We start from the raw sequence: 18,752 nt of genomic DNA on the forward strand, positions 1-18,752 counted from the left end.
TGGACATCACCGAGGCGGTGTTCGAATCCGCGTCGATGTTCTCTTTGCCGGGAGAGCTCGTCCGGCGCGATCCGGAGACACAGTTCGTGGTCCGCAAGGAACGATTGACGGCCGCGGATCTCTCGATCCTGTCGCGGTCCATGCGGCGCCGGCTCAAACGGGCGGCCCGCAGTCCGTTCGATTCCACTGTCCTCGTCGTCGGCCGCGACGGGCCGGACTTCACGGGAAACTTGGTGAACCACCGGAAGCTGGTCGACCTGGGCATCGCCGAGGCTTGAGGGCGAAGGGCATTCTTTTCCATTCCACTCAGCGTTGGCGGCGACCTCACGGCGGCTGCCGCTGCCCCAGCACTGACGATTTGTCTCGCCGCGCGGCAGGTCGGCACGAAGAGGTGCATGAAGCGCTTGATGGCGACACTAGTCGGGCTTCTGAGCGCCTGCTCAGTGGAGGCGTTCATTGGACCACCGACCATCCCCCCTTCGCCTTTGCGCTTCGGCGACTGGTCGTAACGGCGACCGACGGCAGCGCCCGGCTGTCGGAGGCCAGGTGGCTGAGCCGCCGCTTGGTCGGCGACGTCACCGCCGCAGCCGACCACCGGGCGACGTGACGTCCTGACCGTGCGTCGTCGGCTATTCACACCCAAGGCGTCCGCCGGCCGGATGCTGACTGTCGAGTCCATCCGCCTCAGTCGTGCCGCCGGAACTGTCGATCAACGCGTGGGGTCGGTTCAGGGCCGCGTTGTTGGTCGCGATACAGATGCCGGTCAACCACTTCTCGGACGGTGGTCGATACGAACACGTGTCCCGCCTCACGATGAGCCTGCCTCAGCAACGTTATCTCCAGGCCCGCGCTACAAGGTGTGCGCGAGACGGTCGGCCAGCAGGCGGGTGAAGCGCGGCGGGTCCTTCAGCTCGCTGCCCTCGGCCAGCAAGGGCCATCCCGTGGATCAGCTCGACTCTCGGTCAGCGACGCGTCGTCCTTACGCCCTCGTACGCCTTCCGTAGGCCGGTGACCAACGGGTGCGTCGGGTTCAGCTCAAGGATCCGCTTGACCCGCGCCAGCCCACCGTCCAAGTCACACGCACTGCCCGGCGTGTCACCAAACCGGTGATCATTACTGGTCACCGCACTAGCGGGACGAGCGCCGGGTGGTCGAGCTGCGACAGCGCGTCCGCGACAATGGCCCGAACGGGTCGAAGGCGAAACACCGGTCCGGAATCGGTCGGTGACTTCCTCGATCCGGTCCAGCTTCGCGTCGAGGTCGGGGTCGTGAGACTCCTTCCAGTGCGGGTCGCTGAAACGTGATGTGTAGGCGTGCAGGACCTGCCGCAACCGTCCCCGTCCGATGCGCACGATGCGGGCCGGCGCCCATCGCGGGTCCGTGCGTCCGTAGCGGCCGGCGAGGTAGCGGGCGAGTTTGCGGATGCTCCAGTGCGTGAACGGCAGCATGTGCTTGCACGGGCGGGTCGTGGCCGTCGAGATGATGACCGTGATGTCAGCGTCGGTGATCCAGCGGGGACGACGCCCGCCCAGTGAGGGGCCAGGCAGGCCAGTTCCTCGTCGTTGAACGCGTGGATCACGTCCCGCACGGTGTCCTCGTCCGCGGCCACCAGGCAGGCGATCGCCGGCACCGTGGTGCCGGAGGCCAAGGTCATGACGACCAACGCTCGACGAACCCGGATCGACCCGTGCTTACCCCGCCTCACCAGCCGCAACAGGTACTGGCTCTTGGCTTCGCTGAGGCGGCGCCCTCTGACAGATCGACACATGGCACACCCCGCTTTCACCTCGACCTGACACGATCAACCCTGCTCCGCACCGCTTCCGGAATCACGCACCCACCCGGCGTGTCGCTCACCAACCCGGTGAACGTTTCTGGACACCGCACTAGGCGCGGTTTCGGTGCCGGAACTGCCGTTGCCGTATGACCGCACCGATAGCGTTATCCCGGTGTACTGGCGGTGTCCAAAGGCCTACCTCGACCCGGCGGTTCGCCGATCGTGCTCCGCGCTCGCGCAGATGGCGTCCGCGGCGGTGGACCGCGGAATAGGCTGGCTGTGGGACAACCCGGAGTCGGGTCGGCGCACGCGCGGCATGCGGACTTACTGGATCTCCCGAGTGGGAACGCGGGCTTCCGGCTCATCGGTGGCCTCGCCGCTCATACTCTTGGCTCGCCAGATTGCCGATGGCTTCGACTGTCCGACGGAAGCCGTCGTCGCCCACAACTGCGCGCAGTTGGCGTTGAACCCCTCGATCTCCGGCGCAACTGAGGCCAGCGCGCCTTCATCCGCCGCCGTCAGCACCACCGCGCGGATAAGGCTCTTGCCGGCCAGACTGCGCCCACCAACCGGGTGACCATCACGGTCACCGTCGATTCGAGCTGAGTGAGCTGCGCGGCGACGTCCCGCCGGGGCAACCCCGGATCCCGCACCATCCGCTGACTGTCCGGCCAGCGGGCGGGCGGCGATTAGCGCGGTGGAAATTCCCACTTTGGCGTCACCCGTTGGGGATTGCCGTCCTACTTTTGCGACAAGCCCGAGATGAGATGTCATCCCAGTGCGCATAAGGTGCATGCGCACGCTCGTGCCAATGCAGGTGCGTCGGCACGTGCATGTAACAGCGCTGTGTACTGAGCCGACCAACGTGAGGACGTGTCAATGCGAAAGTCGGGTAGTCGTCCGAGGCTTGGCCACTATGCCGAGTTGACTGGCATAGTGGCCATGCACCCAAGGGGTGACTACTTCCTCGTCAGTGGCTTCGGTAGCTGCTCTGGGATGGGATACTTACGAGGGGTGCGATGGTCGGTGGATGTCAGCACCGTATTCGGCGGTGTCGGATCGTCCGGTCGGGGAGCGAGCTGATGAGCGCTTACGGTAGACGGGACACCGCGCCGACCACCGGCAGTTTCGGCGGCAGTTCCGGCACCACGCGGTTCACGGCCGACGATGTCGATAGCGCCGTGCGTTGCCCTGACATACCCCGTCAATTGCCCCCGCCGCCACCCGTCTTCGTCAACCGCGTGCGCGAGCTGGCTCTCCTGACCGAGCGGCTCCGGTCCGCGGGAGGCCGAAGCCGGGCGCCGATCGTGGTGTTCAGCGGGCTGGCCGGGGTGGGCAAGAGTGCGATCGCCCTCGAGTGGGCACACCAGAACCGCGAGCTGTTCCCGGGCGGTCAGCTGTACGCCGATCTGGCGGCATATCGCAGGCCCGGCGGGGTGGAAATGACCGAGGTCCTGGCTTCTTTCCTGCGTGCACTGGGAGTGCGTGAAGAGTTCATCCCGCGTGCGTACGCCGAACGCGCCGCGTTGTTCCGCAGTCGTACGCGCGGCTGCAAAGTGCTGGTGATGCTGGACAATTCGGATGCTGCGGCACAGGTCCGGCCGGTGGTTCCCAGCTCGCCGGACAGCGCGGTCCTGGTGACCAGCAGACGCCGGCTGGGTGGTCTGGTGATGGACGGCGCGGACTTCGTCGACCTCTCGCCGTTGACCGTCGCCGACGGCACTTCACTGGTCCGTACCATTCTGCCGGAGGAACCGGACCCGGCCGACGAAAAGGCCATCAACGCCCTCGCGGAACTCTGTGGTGGCTTGCCGATCGCCCTGTGCATTGCCGGGGCGCGGCTCGCCGAACGACGGAGCTGGACGGTGACCCGCTTGGTGCGTTACCTGTCCGACGATCGGCTGGGGCGGCTGTCGGTGGAGGGAGACGGTGCTGTGGGCCGGGTTTTTGATGCCGCGTACGAAGATTTAGTCGAACCTGCCCGGCTCGTTTATCGCAGGCTCGGTCTCCTTCCGGGCATCGAATTTGAGCTGTGCGCCGCGGCTGCTGTGTCCGCCCTGGCACCGGCTGAAGCCGACGAATTGCTCGGCACGCTCGTCGGTTCTTCTCTGCTCGAAGAACTCGGAGACGACCGTTTCCGGCTCCACGAGCTCGTCCGGTTGCACGCCAAGAAAATGGCGGAGCGGGACGACACCGCGGCTGACCGGGAACGTGCGACGCGCGGTTTTGTCGACTGGTACCTGCTGGGAGCGGCGGCAGCGGATCACCAGGTGCTGGGAGACGGCCGTTGGCGGCTGGCGCGGTTGCCCGTGGAGCGCTGGTCCGTCCCCTTCGATTCCGCGTCGGCCATGCGGTGGCTCGAACGCGAGCGGACGAATCTTCTCACCGTCGTGCGCACCGCCTGGCAGGCCGAATGGTATGAGACCGTGTGGCAGCTTTGCGAGGCGCTGTGGGCTCTTTACCACAGCCACAAGAATTATGCGGATTGGCTGGCCGCGCACCAGCTGGGCAGGGCGGCCGCGCAACGGTGCGGTAATCGTCAGGCCGAGGTACGCATGTGCAACCAGGGTGCGAGAGCGCACATCGAGCAGGGCGATTTCGCCGCGGCGGCCGAACTGCTGGAATCGGCGTCGGAGATCGCGGCGGATGACGCCCGGTCCGAAGCGGTGCTCGCCGAGTCGTTCGGTCTGCTGCACAGGGAGCAAGGCCGGTACGCCGAGGCCGAGCGGATGCTGCGGCGGGCGCGGGACCTCAATCGGACGATCGGCAGCGCGCGTGGGGTGGCGTTGCAGAGCTATCAGCTCGGCGACGTCCTGGTCCGGGCCGGACGTACTGATGCCGGGCTTGAGGAGCTGACCGGCGCGCTGGCCGCCGCGGGCGAGATCGGTGACGAGCTCACCGCGGCGCGAGTGCGGATCGCCCTCGGCCGTGCCTACGGCGAACTGCGCCGCGACCGCGATGCGATCCATGTGCTCGACGAGGCGGTCGAAATCACCCGGCGCCGTGGACAGCCGGTCAAGGAGGCACAGGCGCTGGAGGTGCTGGTCTGGATAGCCGATCGCGACAAGGATGTAGAACGCTTCCGCGCCTCGGCGGGCCGGCTGGCCCGGCTCTACGAGGAGGCGGGCAGCCCGCGAGGCGCGGCGGTCAGGGACTGGCTGGACGGCGGTCCGCGGCCCGAGTGACGGTCACCCTCGGCGTGGTGTCAACGTCCGCTGGCTAAGGTGTCCGCCGACGTCGGTGCGCAGGAGGAGCGTCTCGGGCCACGGCCGCATGGCGCGCTTCCACGCGTAGGTGGCGATCGCCGTGGTCAGGACATCTCCGTCCGCTGTGCCCAGGACGGTGTCGTCGTCGAAAAGCAGGACGCACCCGTCGGGGGACCGGGCAGCGACGAGCTTGGCGCCCAGGGAGATCGGCCGGACCTCGTCGAACCAGGCGTGGGGATCGGTCAGGACTTCGTCGTTGACCACGATCTCGGCATCGCTGCGCCGCTCGGGATCCACTTCGGAGGCGGTGATCACGGGGATCAGGCCGTCCCGGCCGGACAGGTCGGTCACGGGGCCCGGATACCGCCGGATGGCGACGGTTCCGCTGGCGGGCCCGGCCTCGATCAGGTCGGCCGCGACCGCGAAGGCCGTGACGGATTGCTCGCGAATGGGCTGCGGCCGGGCGAGGGGCCGCTGGCGGGGCTTGGTGCTGGGGTGCGGCCGGCCCATGGCTTCGTAGAGCTTGTCGCAAATGGTGTTCCGGGCTTCACCGTCGTTGGCGAACATCCGGTGCAGCGCCGGCCGCAGCACGGCCGGGTCGTGGTGTGTGATCGCCCGGACGAGCTGCGGCTCCAGCGGCGCGGCCGGATCCAGCCGGACGGCCGTCGCGCACAGCTCGGCGGTCGGTGACCACGAGGTCAGCTCGGCCCGGCCGTCCGCGCCGAGGAGAAAGGGGATCTCGAGTGCGGCGCCGTAGACGGACACCGAGCCATGGTCGCCGATCACGACGTCGGCCGCGAGGAGGACGGCCTCCCAGCTGCTCTGGTGCGGAATCAGCAGCAACCCGCTGTCGAGCTCGTAGCCGAGGCAGTTCCGGATCCCGAGCGAGCTCTCCGCCTGCCAGATGTTCGGGTGCAGCACCTGCGCGACGCGGTACTCGTCCATCGGGAGCGACTCGAGCAGCCGGCGGGTCAGGTCGGGGTGCCGCGCCCAGAGCGAGTGCTTGCCCCACGTGGAGGAAACGACCACCAAGCGTTGGCCGCAGGACAGGCCGAGCGCCCGGCGGAACTCCTCACGCCGGTGACGGTTCGCGCGCGTCCGGTCGAGCACCGGGTCGCCCACCACCACGGCCAGGCCGGCGACTTCCGGGCACGTCTCGCGAAGCCAGTCCAGCAGGGCGGGATGGGAGACGAGGACCCGAGCGACGGTGGGCTTGCCGTCCGGTCCGAGCAGCTGGCTCCGGGCCAGCCCGGTGGGCGAAGTGCGGTCTCCGGTGGTGTACTCCACCAGCCGGTAGTTCCCGGCGCCGTGCGGCAGGACGACCACCGGCGCGTGCAACTCGGCGAACCGCGCACTGGCGTGGGCGGCGAGGATCACGTCGAACTCGGCTTCGAGGGCCTGCTCCCAGCTGATCACGCGGGCACCCTGGCCGGTCAGATCGGCCACGACCTTGTCGCCGAAGCGCGAGCCGGGTTCGAAGAAGAACGTGATGTCGACGGTCACCGTACCCAGCTCCTCGATCACCCGCAGCAGCCGGTTGGCCGCCGCCGAGCTGCGGACGGGAAAGCCGAACCGGAGGTCGGGTGCTCTTGTGCGTTCGGGTGGCGTTTCACCTGGCGAGGGCGACCCACGCCTACGTTCTGTCACTCTCGTGGCCGCCGATCCTGCCTAACCGCCGTTGATACCGGCCAGTATGTACGGTATCAATTTAGTCAGTGGCAGAGCGCCACGTCGCAGATGGTACCTCGCTCATCGAAACATGGCGAGGAGTGAGGACGGTGCGATGGCTCCCGAGCAGACCCCGCTCGGCCAGCAAAGACGGTTGAGAGGGGAGCTCCGTCAGGCGAGGAGCCAGGCCGGGCTAACACAGCGAGGCGTGGCCGAGGAACTCGACTGGTCGACGTCGAAGGTGATCAGGATCGAGACCGGCGCCGTCGGCGTGTCCTCCACCGACCTGCGCGCGCTGCTCCAGCTCTACGGCGTGACCGATCCGGCGCGGGTGGCGGAGCTGGTCGAGATGGCCAAGGCTGCGCGCCGGAAGGCGTGGTGGGACGACTACCGCGACAGCTTCAACGCCAAACTCGTCAACTTCGTCGCCAGCGAAGCGGAGGCGGTCGGCATCCGGCACTTCCAGTCCTTGATCGTGCCTGGCGCGCTGCAGACCGCTGACTACGCTCGGGCGGTTCTGAAGGATTTCGGGGCGTCTGACCCCGACCTTGTCGAGCGCGCCGTCAAGATGCGACTGACGCGCCAGGCGGGCATCGTCGCCGAGAACGGTCCGTCGGCCACGTTCGTGCTCGATGAGCCCGTCCTCCTGCGTCAGGTGGGCGGTCCCGAGGTCATGCGGGCTCAGCTCGAGCACCTCCGCGAGTTGGACCGGCTGGAACGGATCTCGATCCGGGTGCGGCCCTTCGACGCGGGCGTCCGCGACGGAATGCAGGTGTCGTTCACGATCTTCGACTTCGATGACGGCCCGGAACACCTCGTGTACGTGAACCAGCCGGGCGAGACCGTCACGGTGAAGAGTGATACCGACGAGGTCTGTCACTACATTGATTTGTTCACCGATCTGGACGAACGTGCATCTGCACTGTCCGAATTCACGAGTCGCCGCCTCGGTGATCCGATGATCGGGTAACGCCGGATCTTCCGTTCGGCTCGATGGATCAATGGCGGTTTACTCTGGGTGTTCTTGGCCGGGAATTGTCCACTTCTGCCCGCGGGGGTGAGCGGCGCCAGTCCGCTATCCTCGACCTGTTTGGGAGCGGCGACCGCGTTTTGCGCGGTTGCGGTGCGATGGACGGAGGCAGAGGGGGTTGCGGTGCAACGAGGCACGTCTCGACCTGTGGAGATCGACGAGCACGGGCGTGAGTGGCGGAAAAGCTCGCGCTGTAATGACCCGGACGGCGGGTGCGTGGAACTGGTCGTCAGCGGCGGATTGGTCCGGATTCGCGACTCGTGGAATCGAGCCGGTGGCATGCTGGTATTTTCCAGTGGTTCATGGAGTGTATTCCTCGCCCGACAGAAAGAACAATGGTTCCGATAGTTGGGCGAATGGTGCGGCCGGTGCCGTCGAACGAGTCCGATCCAGCGCCGGTGGTGCCCAACGGCGGTCGGACTGTGTATCGCCTGGAAGTACAGCGGCGTGACCGACCGATGATGGTCCACCGCTGGGCATGTCCGTGCCGCGGTCGGTGCGATGTCGCCCCGCTCACGGTTGCCTGCGCCACCGTGAACAGCATGAACTGAACTTGGGGACGACATCGTCTTGCATGCATTGCTTGTCGTCTTGGGGCTGCGGACGAGGAGGGGCGGTTCACGGCAGACCGCTATTCTTGATCGCTCCTTGATTGAGTGGGATGGTTGCAGAAGGCGTCGGCTGGATCAAGTGAAATCTGAATTAGTTCAAATTCAATACTTCTATTTTGCTGGTCGGCTCGCCGCCAGGTAGTCGTCGCCGTTCCAGCGGTACGAGCTGACCTGGACCGGCTCGCCGAACGTTGGGGCGTGCACCATCCTCCCGGCCCCGATGTAGATGCCGACGTGGTGGACGTTGCCCCGCGTGCCGTAGAATAAGAGATCGCCTGAACGCGGACCTGGAAGCGCACCCGCCGCCGGAACCACCCGGTCGTAGGCGTGCCAGGGGAGCGTGGTCGAAATCTGCTGTGGCCGATGTGCTGAAGAACCCGAAGTACACCGGCTACCAGGTCTACAACCGTCGCGCTCGGCGCAGCCGGGGTGGCACCGGTGTGGTCAACCCGCCGGAGATGTGGGTGTGGTCGGTGGAGCCTGCGCATGAGCCGTTGATTCCGAAGTGGATGTACGACGAGCTGGTCGAGCGTCGGCTGGCGAAGCGCGGGTCGCGGGACGGAAGTGACCTCAACCTGCATCCGAACACCAAGCGGGCGTACCTGCTTCGCGGACGGGTGGTCTGCCGTTGCGGTCGGCGGATGCTCGGGCATCACCACCGCGGGCACAACTACTACCGCTGCTGGCCGAAGAACAACAATCGCGGCCGGTTGGACAAGTTCGCTGACCATCCTCAGACGGTGTACATGCGCGAGGACGCCATCCTTGCCGCGGTCAACCACGTGTATGCCGAGTACCTGTTCGGCCACCGCCGGATCGACCTGCTCACCCCGCAGCTGGATCAAGCCGACGATCGGGAACCCACCGAACGCCGCGAACGTCGGGTGCGGCTGGAGAAGCGAGCCGCGGACTTCGCGCGCAAGCAGAGCAACATCCTCAGCCAAGCCGAGGACGCCGACCCCACTGATCCCTTCACCCAGGGCCTGAAGGATCGGTACAACGCGCTCGGGGCCGAACAGCAACTCGTGCTGGACCAGATCGCCCAACTCGATCAAGACGATCAGGAATCACCGGCCACAGCCACCCGCGAGGACCTCGACGTTCTCGACCTGCTGCCGCACCTGGCGGTCAACCTTCACCGCGCGCCGGCCGAACTCCAGGTCCGGCTCTACGAGCTCACGAAACTCCGAGTCAGCATCGACCACGAAACGGATCACGCCATGATCGACATCACACTGCCCGGCGACAGGATCGAGGAGGTGGCCACCGCTGCAGCGGACGCGGAAGTCGTCAGGATGGCCAAGCCGCAGGTCGACGCTGGTGTGATTGCTGCGGGTGCCCCCGGTGAGATTCGAACTCACACTGGACGGGTTTTGAATCCGTTGCCTCTGCCAGTTGGGCTACGGGGGCGCGACGTCGTGACTCTACGGGATCACCGGACTCCACCCGCTCCCGGGTCCGGCGTCCCAGAACCGAACCGAAGCGAACGTCAACCGGCCCGAAGCAACACCAGTGTCATGCCCGCCACTACGTGGTGAACGCCATCTCTGCTTCTGGATCGTTCCCGGTAGGCTTCAGGTTCGCGGAACGCCGCGAGATGCCACGCCCAGCCGAGTCTTCAGGAGGACCCCGGTGACCGATCAGGCTACCGAGGCCAACGGTGCCGCCACCGTGCCGCAGCGTCGGGTGCTCGTCGCGGAGGACGAGGCTCTCATCCGGCTCGATCTCGTCGAAATGCTGCGGGAAGAGGGCTATGAGGTCGTCGGGGAGGCGGGGGATGGCGAGCAGGCCATCTCGCTGGCCACCGATCTGAAGCCCGATCTCGTGATCCTCGACGTCAAGATGCCCAAGCTGGACGGCATCGAAGCCGCGGCGAAGATCACCGGGGACCGGATTGCTCCCGTGGTCATCCTCACCGCCTTCAGCCAGCGGGACCTCGTCGAACGCGCGCGGGATGCCGGGACCATGGCCTACCTCGTCAAGCCCTTCGCCAAGCGGGACCTCGTGCCCGCCATCGAGCTCGCCGTCAGCCGGTTCTCGGAGCTGCAGGCCCTCGAGGCCGAGGTCGCCGGGCTCACCGACCGGCTCGAGACGCGGAAGGTCATCGACCGCGCCAAGGGCCTGCTCATGAGCCGGCAGGGGCTCACCGAGCCCGATGCCTTCCGGTGGATCCAGCGCACCGCCATGGACCGCCGGACCACCATGAAGGCCGTGGCCGAGGCCGTCGTCGAGAGCATCGGAAGCTAGCCGGACCGACGGCCGGCAGGCAGAATCGCCCTGGTGAAACTCCGCCTGCTGGCCGTCGTCGTCCTCCTGAGCGCAGCAGGCTGCCAAGCCGGACAGCCCAGCGCGCCCGCACAGACGACCTACGAGCTGCCGCCGCGCCAGGTCCGGCCCGACGAGACCGCCCTCAAGCTGCCGCCCGCCAAGAACGGTGACACCGAGTTCACCCTCATCGGCCTGGCCGCGGGGCTGCCCAGCATCACCGGGAGCCACACCGAGTTCCCCGCGAAGGGCCAGTTCGTGCGGTTGCGGCTCGTCGTCACCAACACCGGCACCTCCAGCGTCCTGTTCGACGCCAAGCGCCAGCTGCTCGTCGACGACCGGGGTGACGCGCACCCGCCCGAAGAGCAGGCCATGATCATCAAGCGTCAGCCCGCCCAGTTCGACCTCGGGCACGGCGTGCGCGTCGAGTTCGACCTCTACTGGGACATCCCCAAGGACCGGAAGCCGGTCACGCTCCGGGCGTTCGGCGGCCCGAGCATCACCGACATGAAGAACGTCACCGGCACCGACATCAAGCTGTGAAAAAAAGGGGCCCGGCACGAGTGTGCCGGGCCCCCGAAAAGCGAACTCAGACGCCCAGGTCGCCACCGAGGTAGGCGGCCCGGACCTGCGGGTCGTCCAGCAGGTCGGCCCCGCGGGCGCTCTTGACCACGCGGCCCGTCTCGAGCACGTACGCGCGGTCCGACAGCTTCAGCGCCTGCTGGGCGTTCTGCTCCACCAGCAGCACCGTCGTGCCGCGCTTGTTGATCTCGCGGATGATGTCGAAGATCTGCGCGATCAGCATCGGCGCCAGGCCCATCGACGGCTCGTCGAGCAGCAGCACCTTCGGCTTCGTCATCAGCGCCCGGCCGATGGCGATCATCTGCTGCTCGCCGCCCGACATCGTGCCGCCGAACTGCGTCCGGCGCTCGTTGAGCCGGGGGAACAGCTCGTAGACCTCGTCGAGGTCGGCCTGGAGGTCGTCCTTGCGGGTGTAGGCACCCATCAGGAGGTTCTCCTGCACCGTCATACCGGGGAACACGCCCCGGCCCTCGGGCGACTGGCCGATCCCGAGCAGCACGCGCTTGTGCCCGGGGGTCTTCGAGATGTCCTGGCCGTTGAACAGGATCTTGCCGCTGGTCAGCGGCCGGAGCCCGGAGATCGTCTTGAGCGTCGTGGTCTTGCCGGCGCCGTTGGCGCCGATCAGGGACACGATTTCGCCCTCGTCGACCGCGATGCTCATGCCCTTGAGGGCCGCGATCTTGCCGTAGTGGACGTTGATGTCCTGGACCTCAAGAAGCATCTTCGGACACCCCCAGGTACGCCTCGATGACCTTCTGGTTGGTCTGCACTTCCTGAGGGAGCCCTTCCGCGATCTTCTGCCCGAAGTCGAGCACCGCCAGCCGGTCGCTGATGTGCATGACCAGGCCCATGTCGTGTTCGATGAGCAGCACGGTCCGGCCGTCGTCCCGGATCTTGCGGATCAGCGCCTGCAGGGCGTTCTTCTCCGCCGGGTTCATGCCCGCGGCCGGCTCGTCGAGCAGCAGGAGCTTCGGGTCGGTGGCCAGCGCCCGCGCGATCTCCAGCCGGCGCTGGTCGCCGTAGGAGAGGTTCTTCGCGGTCTCGTGCTCCACCTTGCCGATGCCGACGAAGTCGAGCAGCTCACGCGCCCGCTCGCGGCCGCGCTTCTCCTCCTTGCGGTGCCACGGCAGGCCGAGCACCGCGCCGATCGCGCCGGTCTTGTGGTGCGCGTCCGCGCCCACCATGACGTTCTCGATCGCCGACATGTTGTGGAACAGCCGGATGTTCTGGAACGTCCGGGCGATGCCGCGCTTGGTGACCTGGAACCGCTTCATCCCGTCGATGCGGTCGCCGTCGAAGCGCACCTGGCCCTCGGTCGGCTGGTAGACGCCGGTGACCACGTTGAACACCGTGGTCTTGCCGGCGCCGTTCGGGCCGATCAGCGCGAAGATCTCGCCTTCGTTGATGGAGACGTTCACTTCGCGCAGGGCGGTGACACCACCGAAGCGCATCGTGATGTTGTCGAACTCGAGCAAGGGAGTCACTTGGCCACCTCCGCCGGGGCTTCGGTGCCCGGTCCGGCCACTTCGCCACCGAGCGAACCCATGCCGCCGGTGCCTTCCCGTAGCTCGGCTTTTCGTTGTCGTGAGGGCAGGATGCCTTCGGGTCGCAGCGCCATCATCAGCACCAGGACCGCGCCGAACAGCAGGATGCGGTACTCCGCGGGGTCCTTGTCGCCGAGGAGGTGCCTCAGCCACTCGACGGACCGGAGGCGCTCGGGGATCCAGGCGACCAGGAAGGCGCCGAGGATGACACCCGGCAGGTTGCCCGCCCCGCCCAGCACGACCGCGGCGAGGATCGTCGCGGACAGGATGAACGGGAAGTTGTCCGGAGCGATGAACACGGCCTTGCTGGCGTAGATGCCGCCCGCGAAGCCACCGATCATGGCGCCGATCGCGAAGGCGAGCAGCTTGAACTTGAACGTCGGCACCCCCATCAGCTCGGCGGCGTCCTCGTCCTCGCGGATCGCGGCCCACGCGCGCCCGACCCGGCTCTTCTGCAGCCGCACCGAGAACACGATGACCAGCACGATCGCGACCAGGATCAGGTAGTAGTACGGCGCCGGGTCGAGCAGGAACTCCATGCCGAACACCGGCGACGGGTGCGGGATGTTGGTGATGCCGCGGGCACCGCCGATGGAGTTGGTGTTGTTCGCGGTGATCCGGACGATCTCCCCGAACCCCAGCGTCACGATGGCGAGGTAGTCACCGCGCAGCCGCAGGGTCGGGGCGCCGAGGATGACGCCCGACACCGCCGCCAGCACGATCCCGACCAGGATCGTGGGCCAGACGTTCCAGCCGAACTTCGTGCCGAAGATCGCCACGGTGTACGCGCCGATCGCGAAGAACGCCACGAACCCGAGGTCCAGCATGCCGGCCAGGCCGACCACGATGTTCAGGCCGATCGCCAGCAGGATGTAGGTGCCGATCGGGAAGATCAGGACGCTCGTCCAGTCCGAGGCCGGCGACATGAACGAGCCGATCCAGGGGGCCGGGAGGATCAGCGCGAACACGATCAGCGCGATGTAGACGAGGTAGCGCTGCCACATCGGCGCGTGCTGCCACCAGTCCCGCGCGCCGTTCACCGGCTGGAACGAGCGGCGAGTGTTTTCCTGGGTAGTCACACCGTCGCCTTTCACGCGCGAGCTCGCTGGAGGGATTCACCGAGAATGCCGGTGGGGCGGAACATGAGCACGAGCACGAGGACCACGAACGCGGTGACGTCCTTCCACTCGGAACCGAGGAAGATCGCGCTCCAGTTTTCGACCAGGCCGAGCACGATGCCGCCGAGAAGCGCGCCGCGCAGGTTGCCGATACCGCCGAGCACGGCCGCGGTGAACGCCTTGATACCGAGCACGAAACCGACGCGGTAACCGGTGTTTTCGAGTTCCATCAGGTAGAGCGCGGAGGCCACACCGGCCATCGCGCCGCCCAGCAGGAAGGTGATGCGCACGATGCGGTCGATCGAGACGCCCATCAGCACGGCGGCCTCGGGGTCCTGGGCGGTCGCCCGGATGCCGCGGCCGATGCGGGTGCGCCGCACCAGCTGGTCCAGCACCACCATGACGATCACCGCGCCGATGATGACCAGGACCTGGTCGGTGCGGACGACGGCGTTGCCGACCGGGAACAGCGTGTCGCGGTCGACGAACCGCGGCGCGTTCTGCGGGACGCGTCCCGACTTGTCGAAGACGTTGGGGATGATGACCAGCGCGAAGAGCTCCTGCAGGAAGATCGACGCGCCGATCGCGGAGATCAGCGCCGCGAGCTTCGACGAACCGCGCTTGCGCAGCGGCCGGTAGGCGACCTGCTCCAGCACGACCGCGGAACCGCCGGACACGGCCGCGGAGGCGAGCATGAGCGCGAGCAGGAGCAGGATCATCGCGCCCAGGCCCACCACGATGTTGCCGGAGGTGGCGATGCTGGCCAGGATGAACAGGGACGTCATCGTCCCGATCATGAAGATTTCGGAGTGGGCGAAGTTGATCAGCCGCAGGACGCCGTAGACCATTGTGTAGCCGAGGGCGACGAGGGCGTAGATGGAGCCGAGAACCAGTCCGCCGATGGTGCTGCCGAGGAACTGGTCTTGCAGTGTCTGCAACATGACGTGAGCGCCTTACGAGACAGGGCGAGGACAGGGATACGGGCCGGGAGCGGGGGTGCTGTGGTCACCACAGCGCCCCCGCTCCCGTCGTCAAGTGCTATTCCTGTTTCGTCAGCCGGTGATCTTGGCTTCGGTCGACGCGCCGAGGTTCTTGATGACGCCGCCGACGACCTGGTACACGTTGATCGCGGCGGTCTCGGGCTCACCGTTCGCCTTGAACTTGATCTGCTTCGAGGCGCCCTTGAAGTCCACGGTCTTCAGGAAGGTGTTGATCGTCTCGCCGGTGGTGTTGCCCGCCTTGACCGCGTTGATGAGAGCGGTCGCGGCGTCGTAGCCCTCGGTCGCGTAGATCGCCGGGGCGACGTTGAACTTCGCCTTGTACTTGGTGGCGAAGTCGTTCGCGGCACCCGCGTCCGGGATGTTGCACGGGCAGCCGATGACCGCGCCTTCGGCGGCCGCGGCACCCGCGCCCGAGACCAGCTGCGGGTCGAGCGAACCGTCACCGGTGGCGAAGATGGCCTTCACGCCGCCGTCACGCAGCTGCTTGAGCAGCGGGCCGCCCTGCGCGTAGTAGCCACCGAAGGTGATGATGTCCGGGTTGGCCGCCTTGACCTTCTGCACGGTCGAGGAGTAGTCCGGCGCGTCCTTCGGGAACTTGTCGCGCTGAACCGCGACGCCCTTGTCCTTGAAGGTCTTCTCGAACGCGTCCGCGAGGCCGACGCTGTACTCCTGGTCGTCCGAGATGACGAACGCCGACTTCGGCGACTTCGCCGTGATCAGGAAGTTCGCGATGGCGGGGCCCTGGTCGTCGTCGTTGGCCACGACGCGGTGCCAGTACGACCAGTTGTTCTTCGCCAGGCCCGGGTTGGTCGCCGAGGGCGAGACGCTCGGGATCTTGTTCTGCTCGAGCTGGCCGCCGATGGCCTTCGACTCGCCGGAGAAGGCCGGGCCGATCAGCGCGGTGATCTTGTCCGAGCCGATCGCCGTGGTGATCAGCGAGGTCGCCTGGTCGGGCTTGCCCTGGCTGTCGTAGGGCTTCAGCTCGATCTTGGTCTTCGGATTCGTGGCGTTGTACTCGTCGATCGCGAGCTGGGCGCCATTGCGGGGCGGGATCACGATCCCGGAGTTCTCCCCGGTCAGGTCGCCCATGAACCCGATCTTCAGCGTGCTGCCGTCACCACTGCTCGACGAGCCGCCACCGGCGCAGCCCGCCAGCGCGAGCGACGTCGCCGCTGCGAGGGCGAGAACCCGTCCAAAACGCACTCCTGACACCGACTACCTCCCATGACCAACCAGCCGCCGGTAGGCGTTGCCCCCGACACAGGGGCTAGGTTAGGGCAGGAAGATATCCCTCTCGCCCGTCTTGTGCACAGGCGGCCTCACTACTCTGTGTCCACATCGTGACGATCGCAACCGACACGAATTGCACGAAAAGCCGAACGATGTTTCCTCGTGGCCCGCTGCTGGTCACGCAGCGCTGCTAAGTATCGGCGGTCGTTCTGCGAATGGGTGACGGCCATGTTTCATCGGTATGTCATCGCCCATTTCGGCGACCGGACCGTGGCCGGTTTCCCGGCAGTCCGCTGTTCACCCTGACGGGGTCGCGGGGGTCCGGGCACCGCCGTAGGGATGCACCTTACGTCCGGTTCGGTGGGGCGAACGGACCACCCCCCTCGCGCGGGTCTGCCCGAAAGGGCACGCCGCCTGTCCCGCCTGCCACAACCATCGGTTGTCGTGACCGCCGGAACGGCTGTTGGACCCGCACCCCTCCCCGGCGGTTCGCTGGAAGCAGCCGAAGACAAGCGGCCGTAAACAAGGAGAGACGAGATGGTCGAGGTGGGCGAGATGGTCGAGGGCGTGGCCGCGGGGGTGCCGTTCGTGGCGGTACCGCCGGCGGACCCGGACGGCCCGGTGGCATTGGTGGCGGGCTGGCACCTGATGGACGTGCCGGCCAGTGAACGGGCGATGGCGGACGCCGTCCCGATGGCGGGCCTGCGGGCGTGGCGGGTGTACTTCGGCCTCCCGCTCTCCGGGTCGCGGCTGCCCGAGGGCGGCCCCGAGGAGGTCTTCCGGCGGGCGAGCGAGGACGCCGTCCTCAACGTCTTCGAGCCGGTGACCGAGCAGGCGGCGGGCGAGTTCCCCGCCGCGCTGGCCGACCTGCGCGACCGGCTGCCGGGCGCGACCGGGCCGCTCGGGGTGTTCGGCGGCTCGGCGGGAGCGATCGTGGCGCTGGAGGTGCTGGCCCGCGGCGACGTCGAGATCGCCGCCGCGGCGGTGGCGAGCCCGGTCGTCCAGCTCGCCCCGATGATCACCGCGAACGAGCGGCGCTTCGGAGTGACTTACCCGTGGACCGAGCGGTCCCGTGCGGTCACGGCCCGCTACGACTACGTGGACCGGGCCGCCGAGCTGACCGCGCCGCTGCTGCTGGTCACCGGCGCGGACGACGACATCGCCGTGCGCGAACCCGCGGCGGCGCTGCACGCGAAGCTGGGCACCGAGCTGGTGACGGTCGACGGCATGGCGCACGAGTTCCCGCCGGGGACGCCGGCCGCGGCCCGCGTCGACGCGGCGTTCAGCGACTGGTTCGCGCGGCGGCTGCGAGGCTGACGTCGCCGGCGGGCAGCCAGGCGTGCCCGGGGTCGTAGGCGCACCAGTCCTCTTCGCGGCTGGTGCGCCCGGCGACGGCCAGCAGCCGCCGCAGCGCCGGGTGCGCCTTGCCGCGCCGCCAGACCAGCGACCACGGGAACAGTGGAGAAGGCTCGAACGGCAGCACCTTGAGATCGAGGTCCGGCGCCAGTTCCATGTCGGCCCCGGCCAGGGTGACGCGCCGCTTGCCGTACCGCGTCTGCTCGAGCGTGTGCCGCAGGTCGTAGCTGACGCCGGAGTCGTCGATCGGCACGGCGAACTCGTCGCACAGCTCCCGCAGGTAGGACAGCCACTCGGCGGGGCCGCCGAGCCCGGGCAGCCAGATCCCGTCGGCGCGCAGCTCGTCGAGGCGCAGCACGTCCAGCACGGCCAGCGGGTGCTCCGGCGCGAGCAGCCCGACCAGCGGCTCGAGCCGGACCGGCCGGTGTTCCAGCTCGTCCGGCAGCTCCCGCCCGCAGCCGGACACGCGGCCGAAGGCGGCGTCCAGTTCCCCGGACAACAGCGGGTCGATCGCGTTCGCGAACCCGCGGCCGGCGACCCGGTCGATGCGCAGCCCCGGTTCGTGCGCGGCCAGCCGGCGGAGCAGGAACATGGGGGAGAGCCGGTGGTCGACGAGGTCGAGGCGCAACGGCCGGTCCTCGGCGCCCATCGCGGCCACGGCGGCGTCGGCCACCCGCACCAGCTCGCGCGCGTGCGGGAGGAACCGCTCGCCGTCGGCGGTGAGCTCGACCGAGCGGGGCGTGCGCAGGAACACCGGCGTGCCGAGCGCGTCTTCGAGCTTCCGGATCCGCTTCGACAACGCCTGCTGGGTGAGGAACAACGCCTGGGCGGCCCGCCCGAAGTGCCGCTGCTCCGCCGTCACCACGAACGCCCGGACCTGGGCGACGTCGAGGTCCACGGGGTTCAGGCGCCCGGCGGGCGGTCCCGGACCACGCAGGTGAGCCGCGCGGTGCAGGTGCGGCGGCCTTCGTCGTCGGTCAGCACGATCTCCGCGGTGATCGTGCCGCGGCCGACGTGCAGGGGCGTCGCCACGCCGGTGACGGTGCCCGACCGGACGGCCCGGTGGTGCGTGCAGGACAGCTCCAGCCCCATCGCCGCCCGGTCCGGTCCCGCGTTCAGCGCGGCGACCGTCGAACCCAGCGCCTCGGCGAGCACGGCGTTGGCGCCGCCGTGCAGCAGCCCGTACGGCTGGAGGTTGCCTTCGACCGGGATGGTGCCGACCACGCGTTCGGCGGTGGCCTCCAGGAGCTTCATGCCGACCTTGTCGTTCAGCTGCTGGTCCGCGGCGGCCGGATCGATCCCGGCGTAGTTCTCGACCGCGACGTCTGCGGCGCGTTCGGTCACGCAGTGCTCCTCTTCCTATG

19 protein-coding genes, 1 tRNA gene and 2 pseudogenes are annotated in these 18,752 nt (G+C 67.9%); 8 read left to right on the forward strand and 14 right to left on the reverse strand.

Annotation, left to right across the window (positions count from 1 at the left end):
* The first annotated feature begins 17 nt into the window (after window positions 1-17).
* Window positions 18-278: a hypothetical protein gene (locus AB0M30_RS33700; RefSeq protein ID WP_364592252.1), complete on the forward strand. Its 261-nt coding sequence runs from the start codon at window positions 18-20 to the stop codon at window positions 276-278.
* Between the two features lie 572 nt (window positions 279-850).
* Here AB0M30_RS33700 and AB0M30_RS33705 read toward each other — a convergent pair.
* The 3 genes and pseudogenes from AB0M30_RS33705 to AB0M30_RS33715 all read right to left on the reverse strand — a co-directional run.
* Window positions 851-1,049: pseudogene (locus AB0M30_RS33705) on the reverse strand (molecular chaperone HtpG); the annotation flags it as partial.
* A 71-nt stretch (window positions 1,050-1,120) separates the two neighbouring features.
* Window positions 1,121-1,768 carry a helix-turn-helix domain-containing protein gene (locus tag AB0M30_RS33710; protein WP_364592255.1) on the reverse strand — a complete coding sequence of 216 codons (648 nt, stop codon included), beginning with the start codon at window positions 1,766-1,768 and terminating at the stop codon, window positions 1,121-1,123.
* 333 nt (window positions 1,769-2,101) lie between these two features.
* A complete protein-coding gene (locus AB0M30_RS33715; protein WP_364592258.1) occupies window positions 2,102-2,488 on the reverse strand; it encodes a hypothetical protein in 387 nt (128 codons plus the stop codon).
* Between the two features lie 371 nt (window positions 2,489-2,859).
* Between AB0M30_RS33715 and AB0M30_RS33720 the strand changes: the two genes are divergently transcribed.
* Window positions 2,860-4,962, forward strand: a complete 2,103-nt coding sequence (locus tag AB0M30_RS33720) for a tetratricopeptide repeat protein (RefSeq protein ID WP_364592261.1) — start codon at window positions 2,860-2,862, stop codon at window positions 4,960-4,962.
* A gap of 3 nt (window positions 4,963-4,965) precedes the next feature.
* Here the strand turns inward: AB0M30_RS33720 and AB0M30_RS33725 are convergent, their stop codons facing one another.
* Window positions 4,966-6,486, reverse strand: coding sequence for a hypothetical protein (locus tag AB0M30_RS33725; RefSeq protein ID WP_364592264.1), 1,521 nt, complete (start codon window positions 6,484-6,486; stop codon window positions 4,966-4,968).
* Between the two features lie 280 nt (window positions 6,487-6,766).
* On the opposite strand from AB0M30_RS33725, the gene AB0M30_RS33730 reads away from it, so the two are divergent.
* The gene (locus tag AB0M30_RS33730; protein ID WP_364592267.1) at window positions 6,767-7,621 is read left to right on the forward strand and encodes a helix-turn-helix transcriptional regulator; all 855 of its coding nucleotides are present in this window, start codon (window positions 6,767-6,769) and stop codon (window positions 7,619-7,621) included.
* A gap of 207 nt (window positions 7,622-7,828) precedes the next feature.
* Window positions 7,829-8,029: a DUF397 domain-containing protein gene (locus AB0M30_RS33735; protein ID WP_364592270.1), complete on the forward strand. Its 201-nt coding sequence runs from the start codon at window positions 7,829-7,831 to the stop codon at window positions 8,027-8,029.
* A 374-nt stretch (window positions 8,030-8,403) separates the two neighbouring features.
* On the opposite strand, the gene AB0M30_RS33740 is transcribed toward AB0M30_RS33735, so the two are convergent.
* A complete protein-coding gene (locus AB0M30_RS33740; protein ID WP_364592273.1) occupies window positions 8,404-8,607 on the reverse strand; it encodes an NlpC/P60 family protein in 204 nt (67 codons plus the stop codon).
* On the opposite strand from AB0M30_RS33740, the pseudogene AB0M30_RS33745 reads away from it, so the two are divergent.
* Window positions 8,580-9,056 (forward strand): annotated as a pseudogene (locus AB0M30_RS33745) (recombinase family protein); the annotation flags it as partial. The gene AB0M30_RS33740 and the pseudogene AB0M30_RS33745 overlap by 28 nt on opposite strands.
* Window positions 9,057-9,359: 303 nt before the next feature.
* Here AB0M30_RS33745 and AB0M30_RS33750 read toward each other — a convergent pair.
* A complete protein-coding gene (locus AB0M30_RS33750) occupies window positions 9,360-9,653 on the reverse strand; it encodes a hypothetical protein (protein ID WP_364592276.1) in 294 nt (97 codons plus the stop codon).
* Window positions 9,629-9,702: transfer RNA gene (locus tag AB0M30_RS33755), tRNA-Leu, on the reverse strand. The genes AB0M30_RS33750 and AB0M30_RS33755 overlap by 25 nt, the downstream gene beginning before the upstream one ends.
* 222 nt (window positions 9,703-9,924) lie before the next feature.
* Here AB0M30_RS33755 and AB0M30_RS33760 point away from each other — a divergent pair.
* Complete coding sequence (locus tag AB0M30_RS33760) at window positions 9,925-10,539, forward strand: response regulator (protein ID WP_013227937.1); 615 nt, start codon at window positions 9,925-9,927, stop codon at window positions 10,537-10,539.
* Between the two features lie 33 nt (window positions 10,540-10,572).
* Window positions 10,573-11,100: a DUF4352 domain-containing protein gene (locus AB0M30_RS33765; RefSeq protein ID WP_364592279.1), complete on the forward strand. Its 528-nt coding sequence runs from the start codon at window positions 10,573-10,575 to the stop codon at window positions 11,098-11,100.
* Between the two features lie 46 nt (window positions 11,101-11,146).
* Here AB0M30_RS33765 and AB0M30_RS33770 read toward each other — a convergent pair whose 3' ends face one another.
* The 5 genes from AB0M30_RS33770 to AB0M30_RS33790 all read right to left on the reverse strand — a co-directional run bounded on the left by AB0M30_RS33770 (window position 11,147) and on the right by AB0M30_RS33790 (window position 16,005).
* A complete protein-coding gene (locus AB0M30_RS33770; protein ID WP_364592282.1) occupies window positions 11,147-11,860 on the reverse strand; it encodes an ABC transporter ATP-binding protein in 714 nt (237 codons plus the stop codon).
* Window positions 11,850-12,623, reverse strand: a complete 774-nt coding sequence (locus AB0M30_RS33775; protein ID WP_013227934.1) for an ABC transporter ATP-binding protein — start codon at window positions 12,621-12,623, stop codon at window positions 11,850-11,852. The genes AB0M30_RS33770 and AB0M30_RS33775 overlap by 11 nt, the downstream gene beginning before the upstream one ends.
* On the reverse strand, window positions 12,620-13,777 hold the full coding sequence (locus AB0M30_RS33780; protein ID WP_364592285.1) for a branched-chain amino acid ABC transporter permease: 1,158 nt from the start codon (window positions 13,775-13,777) through the stop codon (window positions 12,620-12,622). Before AB0M30_RS33780 ends, AB0M30_RS33775 begins: the two co-directional genes overlap by 4 nt.
* A complete protein-coding gene (locus tag AB0M30_RS33785) occupies window positions 13,774-14,742 on the reverse strand; it encodes a branched-chain amino acid ABC transporter permease (protein WP_364592288.1) in 969 nt (322 codons plus the stop codon). The genes AB0M30_RS33780 and AB0M30_RS33785 overlap by 4 nt, the downstream gene beginning before the upstream one ends.
* A gap of 111 nt (window positions 14,743-14,853) precedes the next feature.
* A complete protein-coding gene (locus tag AB0M30_RS33790; RefSeq protein ID WP_364592291.1) occupies window positions 14,854-16,005 on the reverse strand; it encodes a branched-chain amino acid ABC transporter substrate-binding protein in 1,152 nt (383 codons plus the stop codon).
* A gap of 573 nt (window positions 16,006-16,578) precedes the next feature.
* Between AB0M30_RS33790 and AB0M30_RS33795 the strand changes: the two genes are divergently transcribed.
* Entirely contained in the window at window positions 16,579-17,349 is a 771-nt protein-coding gene (locus tag AB0M30_RS33795; RefSeq protein WP_364592337.1) for a prolyl oligopeptidase family serine peptidase, read from the forward strand.
* Here AB0M30_RS33795 and AB0M30_RS33800 read toward each other — a convergent pair.
* Both AB0M30_RS33800 and AB0M30_RS33805 read right to left on the reverse strand, forming a co-directional pair.
* A complete protein-coding gene (locus AB0M30_RS33800) occupies window positions 17,315-18,286 on the reverse strand; it encodes a LysR family transcriptional regulator (RefSeq protein WP_364592294.1) in 972 nt (323 codons plus the stop codon). The genes AB0M30_RS33795 and AB0M30_RS33800 overlap by 35 nt on opposite strands.
* 5 nt (window positions 18,287-18,291) lie before the next feature.
* Entirely contained in the window at window positions 18,292-18,732 is a 441-nt protein-coding gene (locus AB0M30_RS33805; RefSeq protein WP_013227928.1) for a hotdog fold thioesterase, read from the reverse strand.
* Between the last annotated feature and the right edge of the window lie 20 nt (window positions 18,733-18,752).

It is taken from the genome of Amycolatopsis sp. NPDC051716, from assembly GCF_040681595.1.
GTDB lineage: Bacteria > Actinomycetota > Actinomycetes > Mycobacteriales > Pseudonocardiaceae > Amycolatopsis.

What these genes read in the sequence shown, in the direction of transcription:
- AB0M30_RS33710 (WP_364592255.1), bottom strand. Translation starts at nt 1,768, where the DNA reads ATGTGTCGATCTGTCAGAGGGCGCCGCCTCAGCGAAGCCAAGAGCCAG.
- AB0M30_RS33785 (WP_364592288.1), bottom strand. Translation starts at nt 14,742, where the DNA reads ATGTTGCAGACACTGCAAGACCAGTTCCTCGGCAGCACCATCGGCGGA.
- AB0M30_RS33770 (WP_364592282.1), bottom strand. Translation starts at nt 11,860, where the DNA reads ATGCTTCTTGAGGTCCAGGACATCAACGTCCACTACGGCAAGATCGCG.
- AB0M30_RS33730 (WP_364592267.1), top strand. Translation starts at nt 6,767, where the DNA reads ATGGCTCCCGAGCAGACCCCGCTCGGCCAGCAAAGACGGTTGAGAGGG.
- AB0M30_RS33720 (WP_364592261.1), top strand. Translation starts at nt 2,860, where the DNA reads ATGAGCGCTTACGGTAGACGGGACACCGCGCCGACCACCGGCAGTTTC.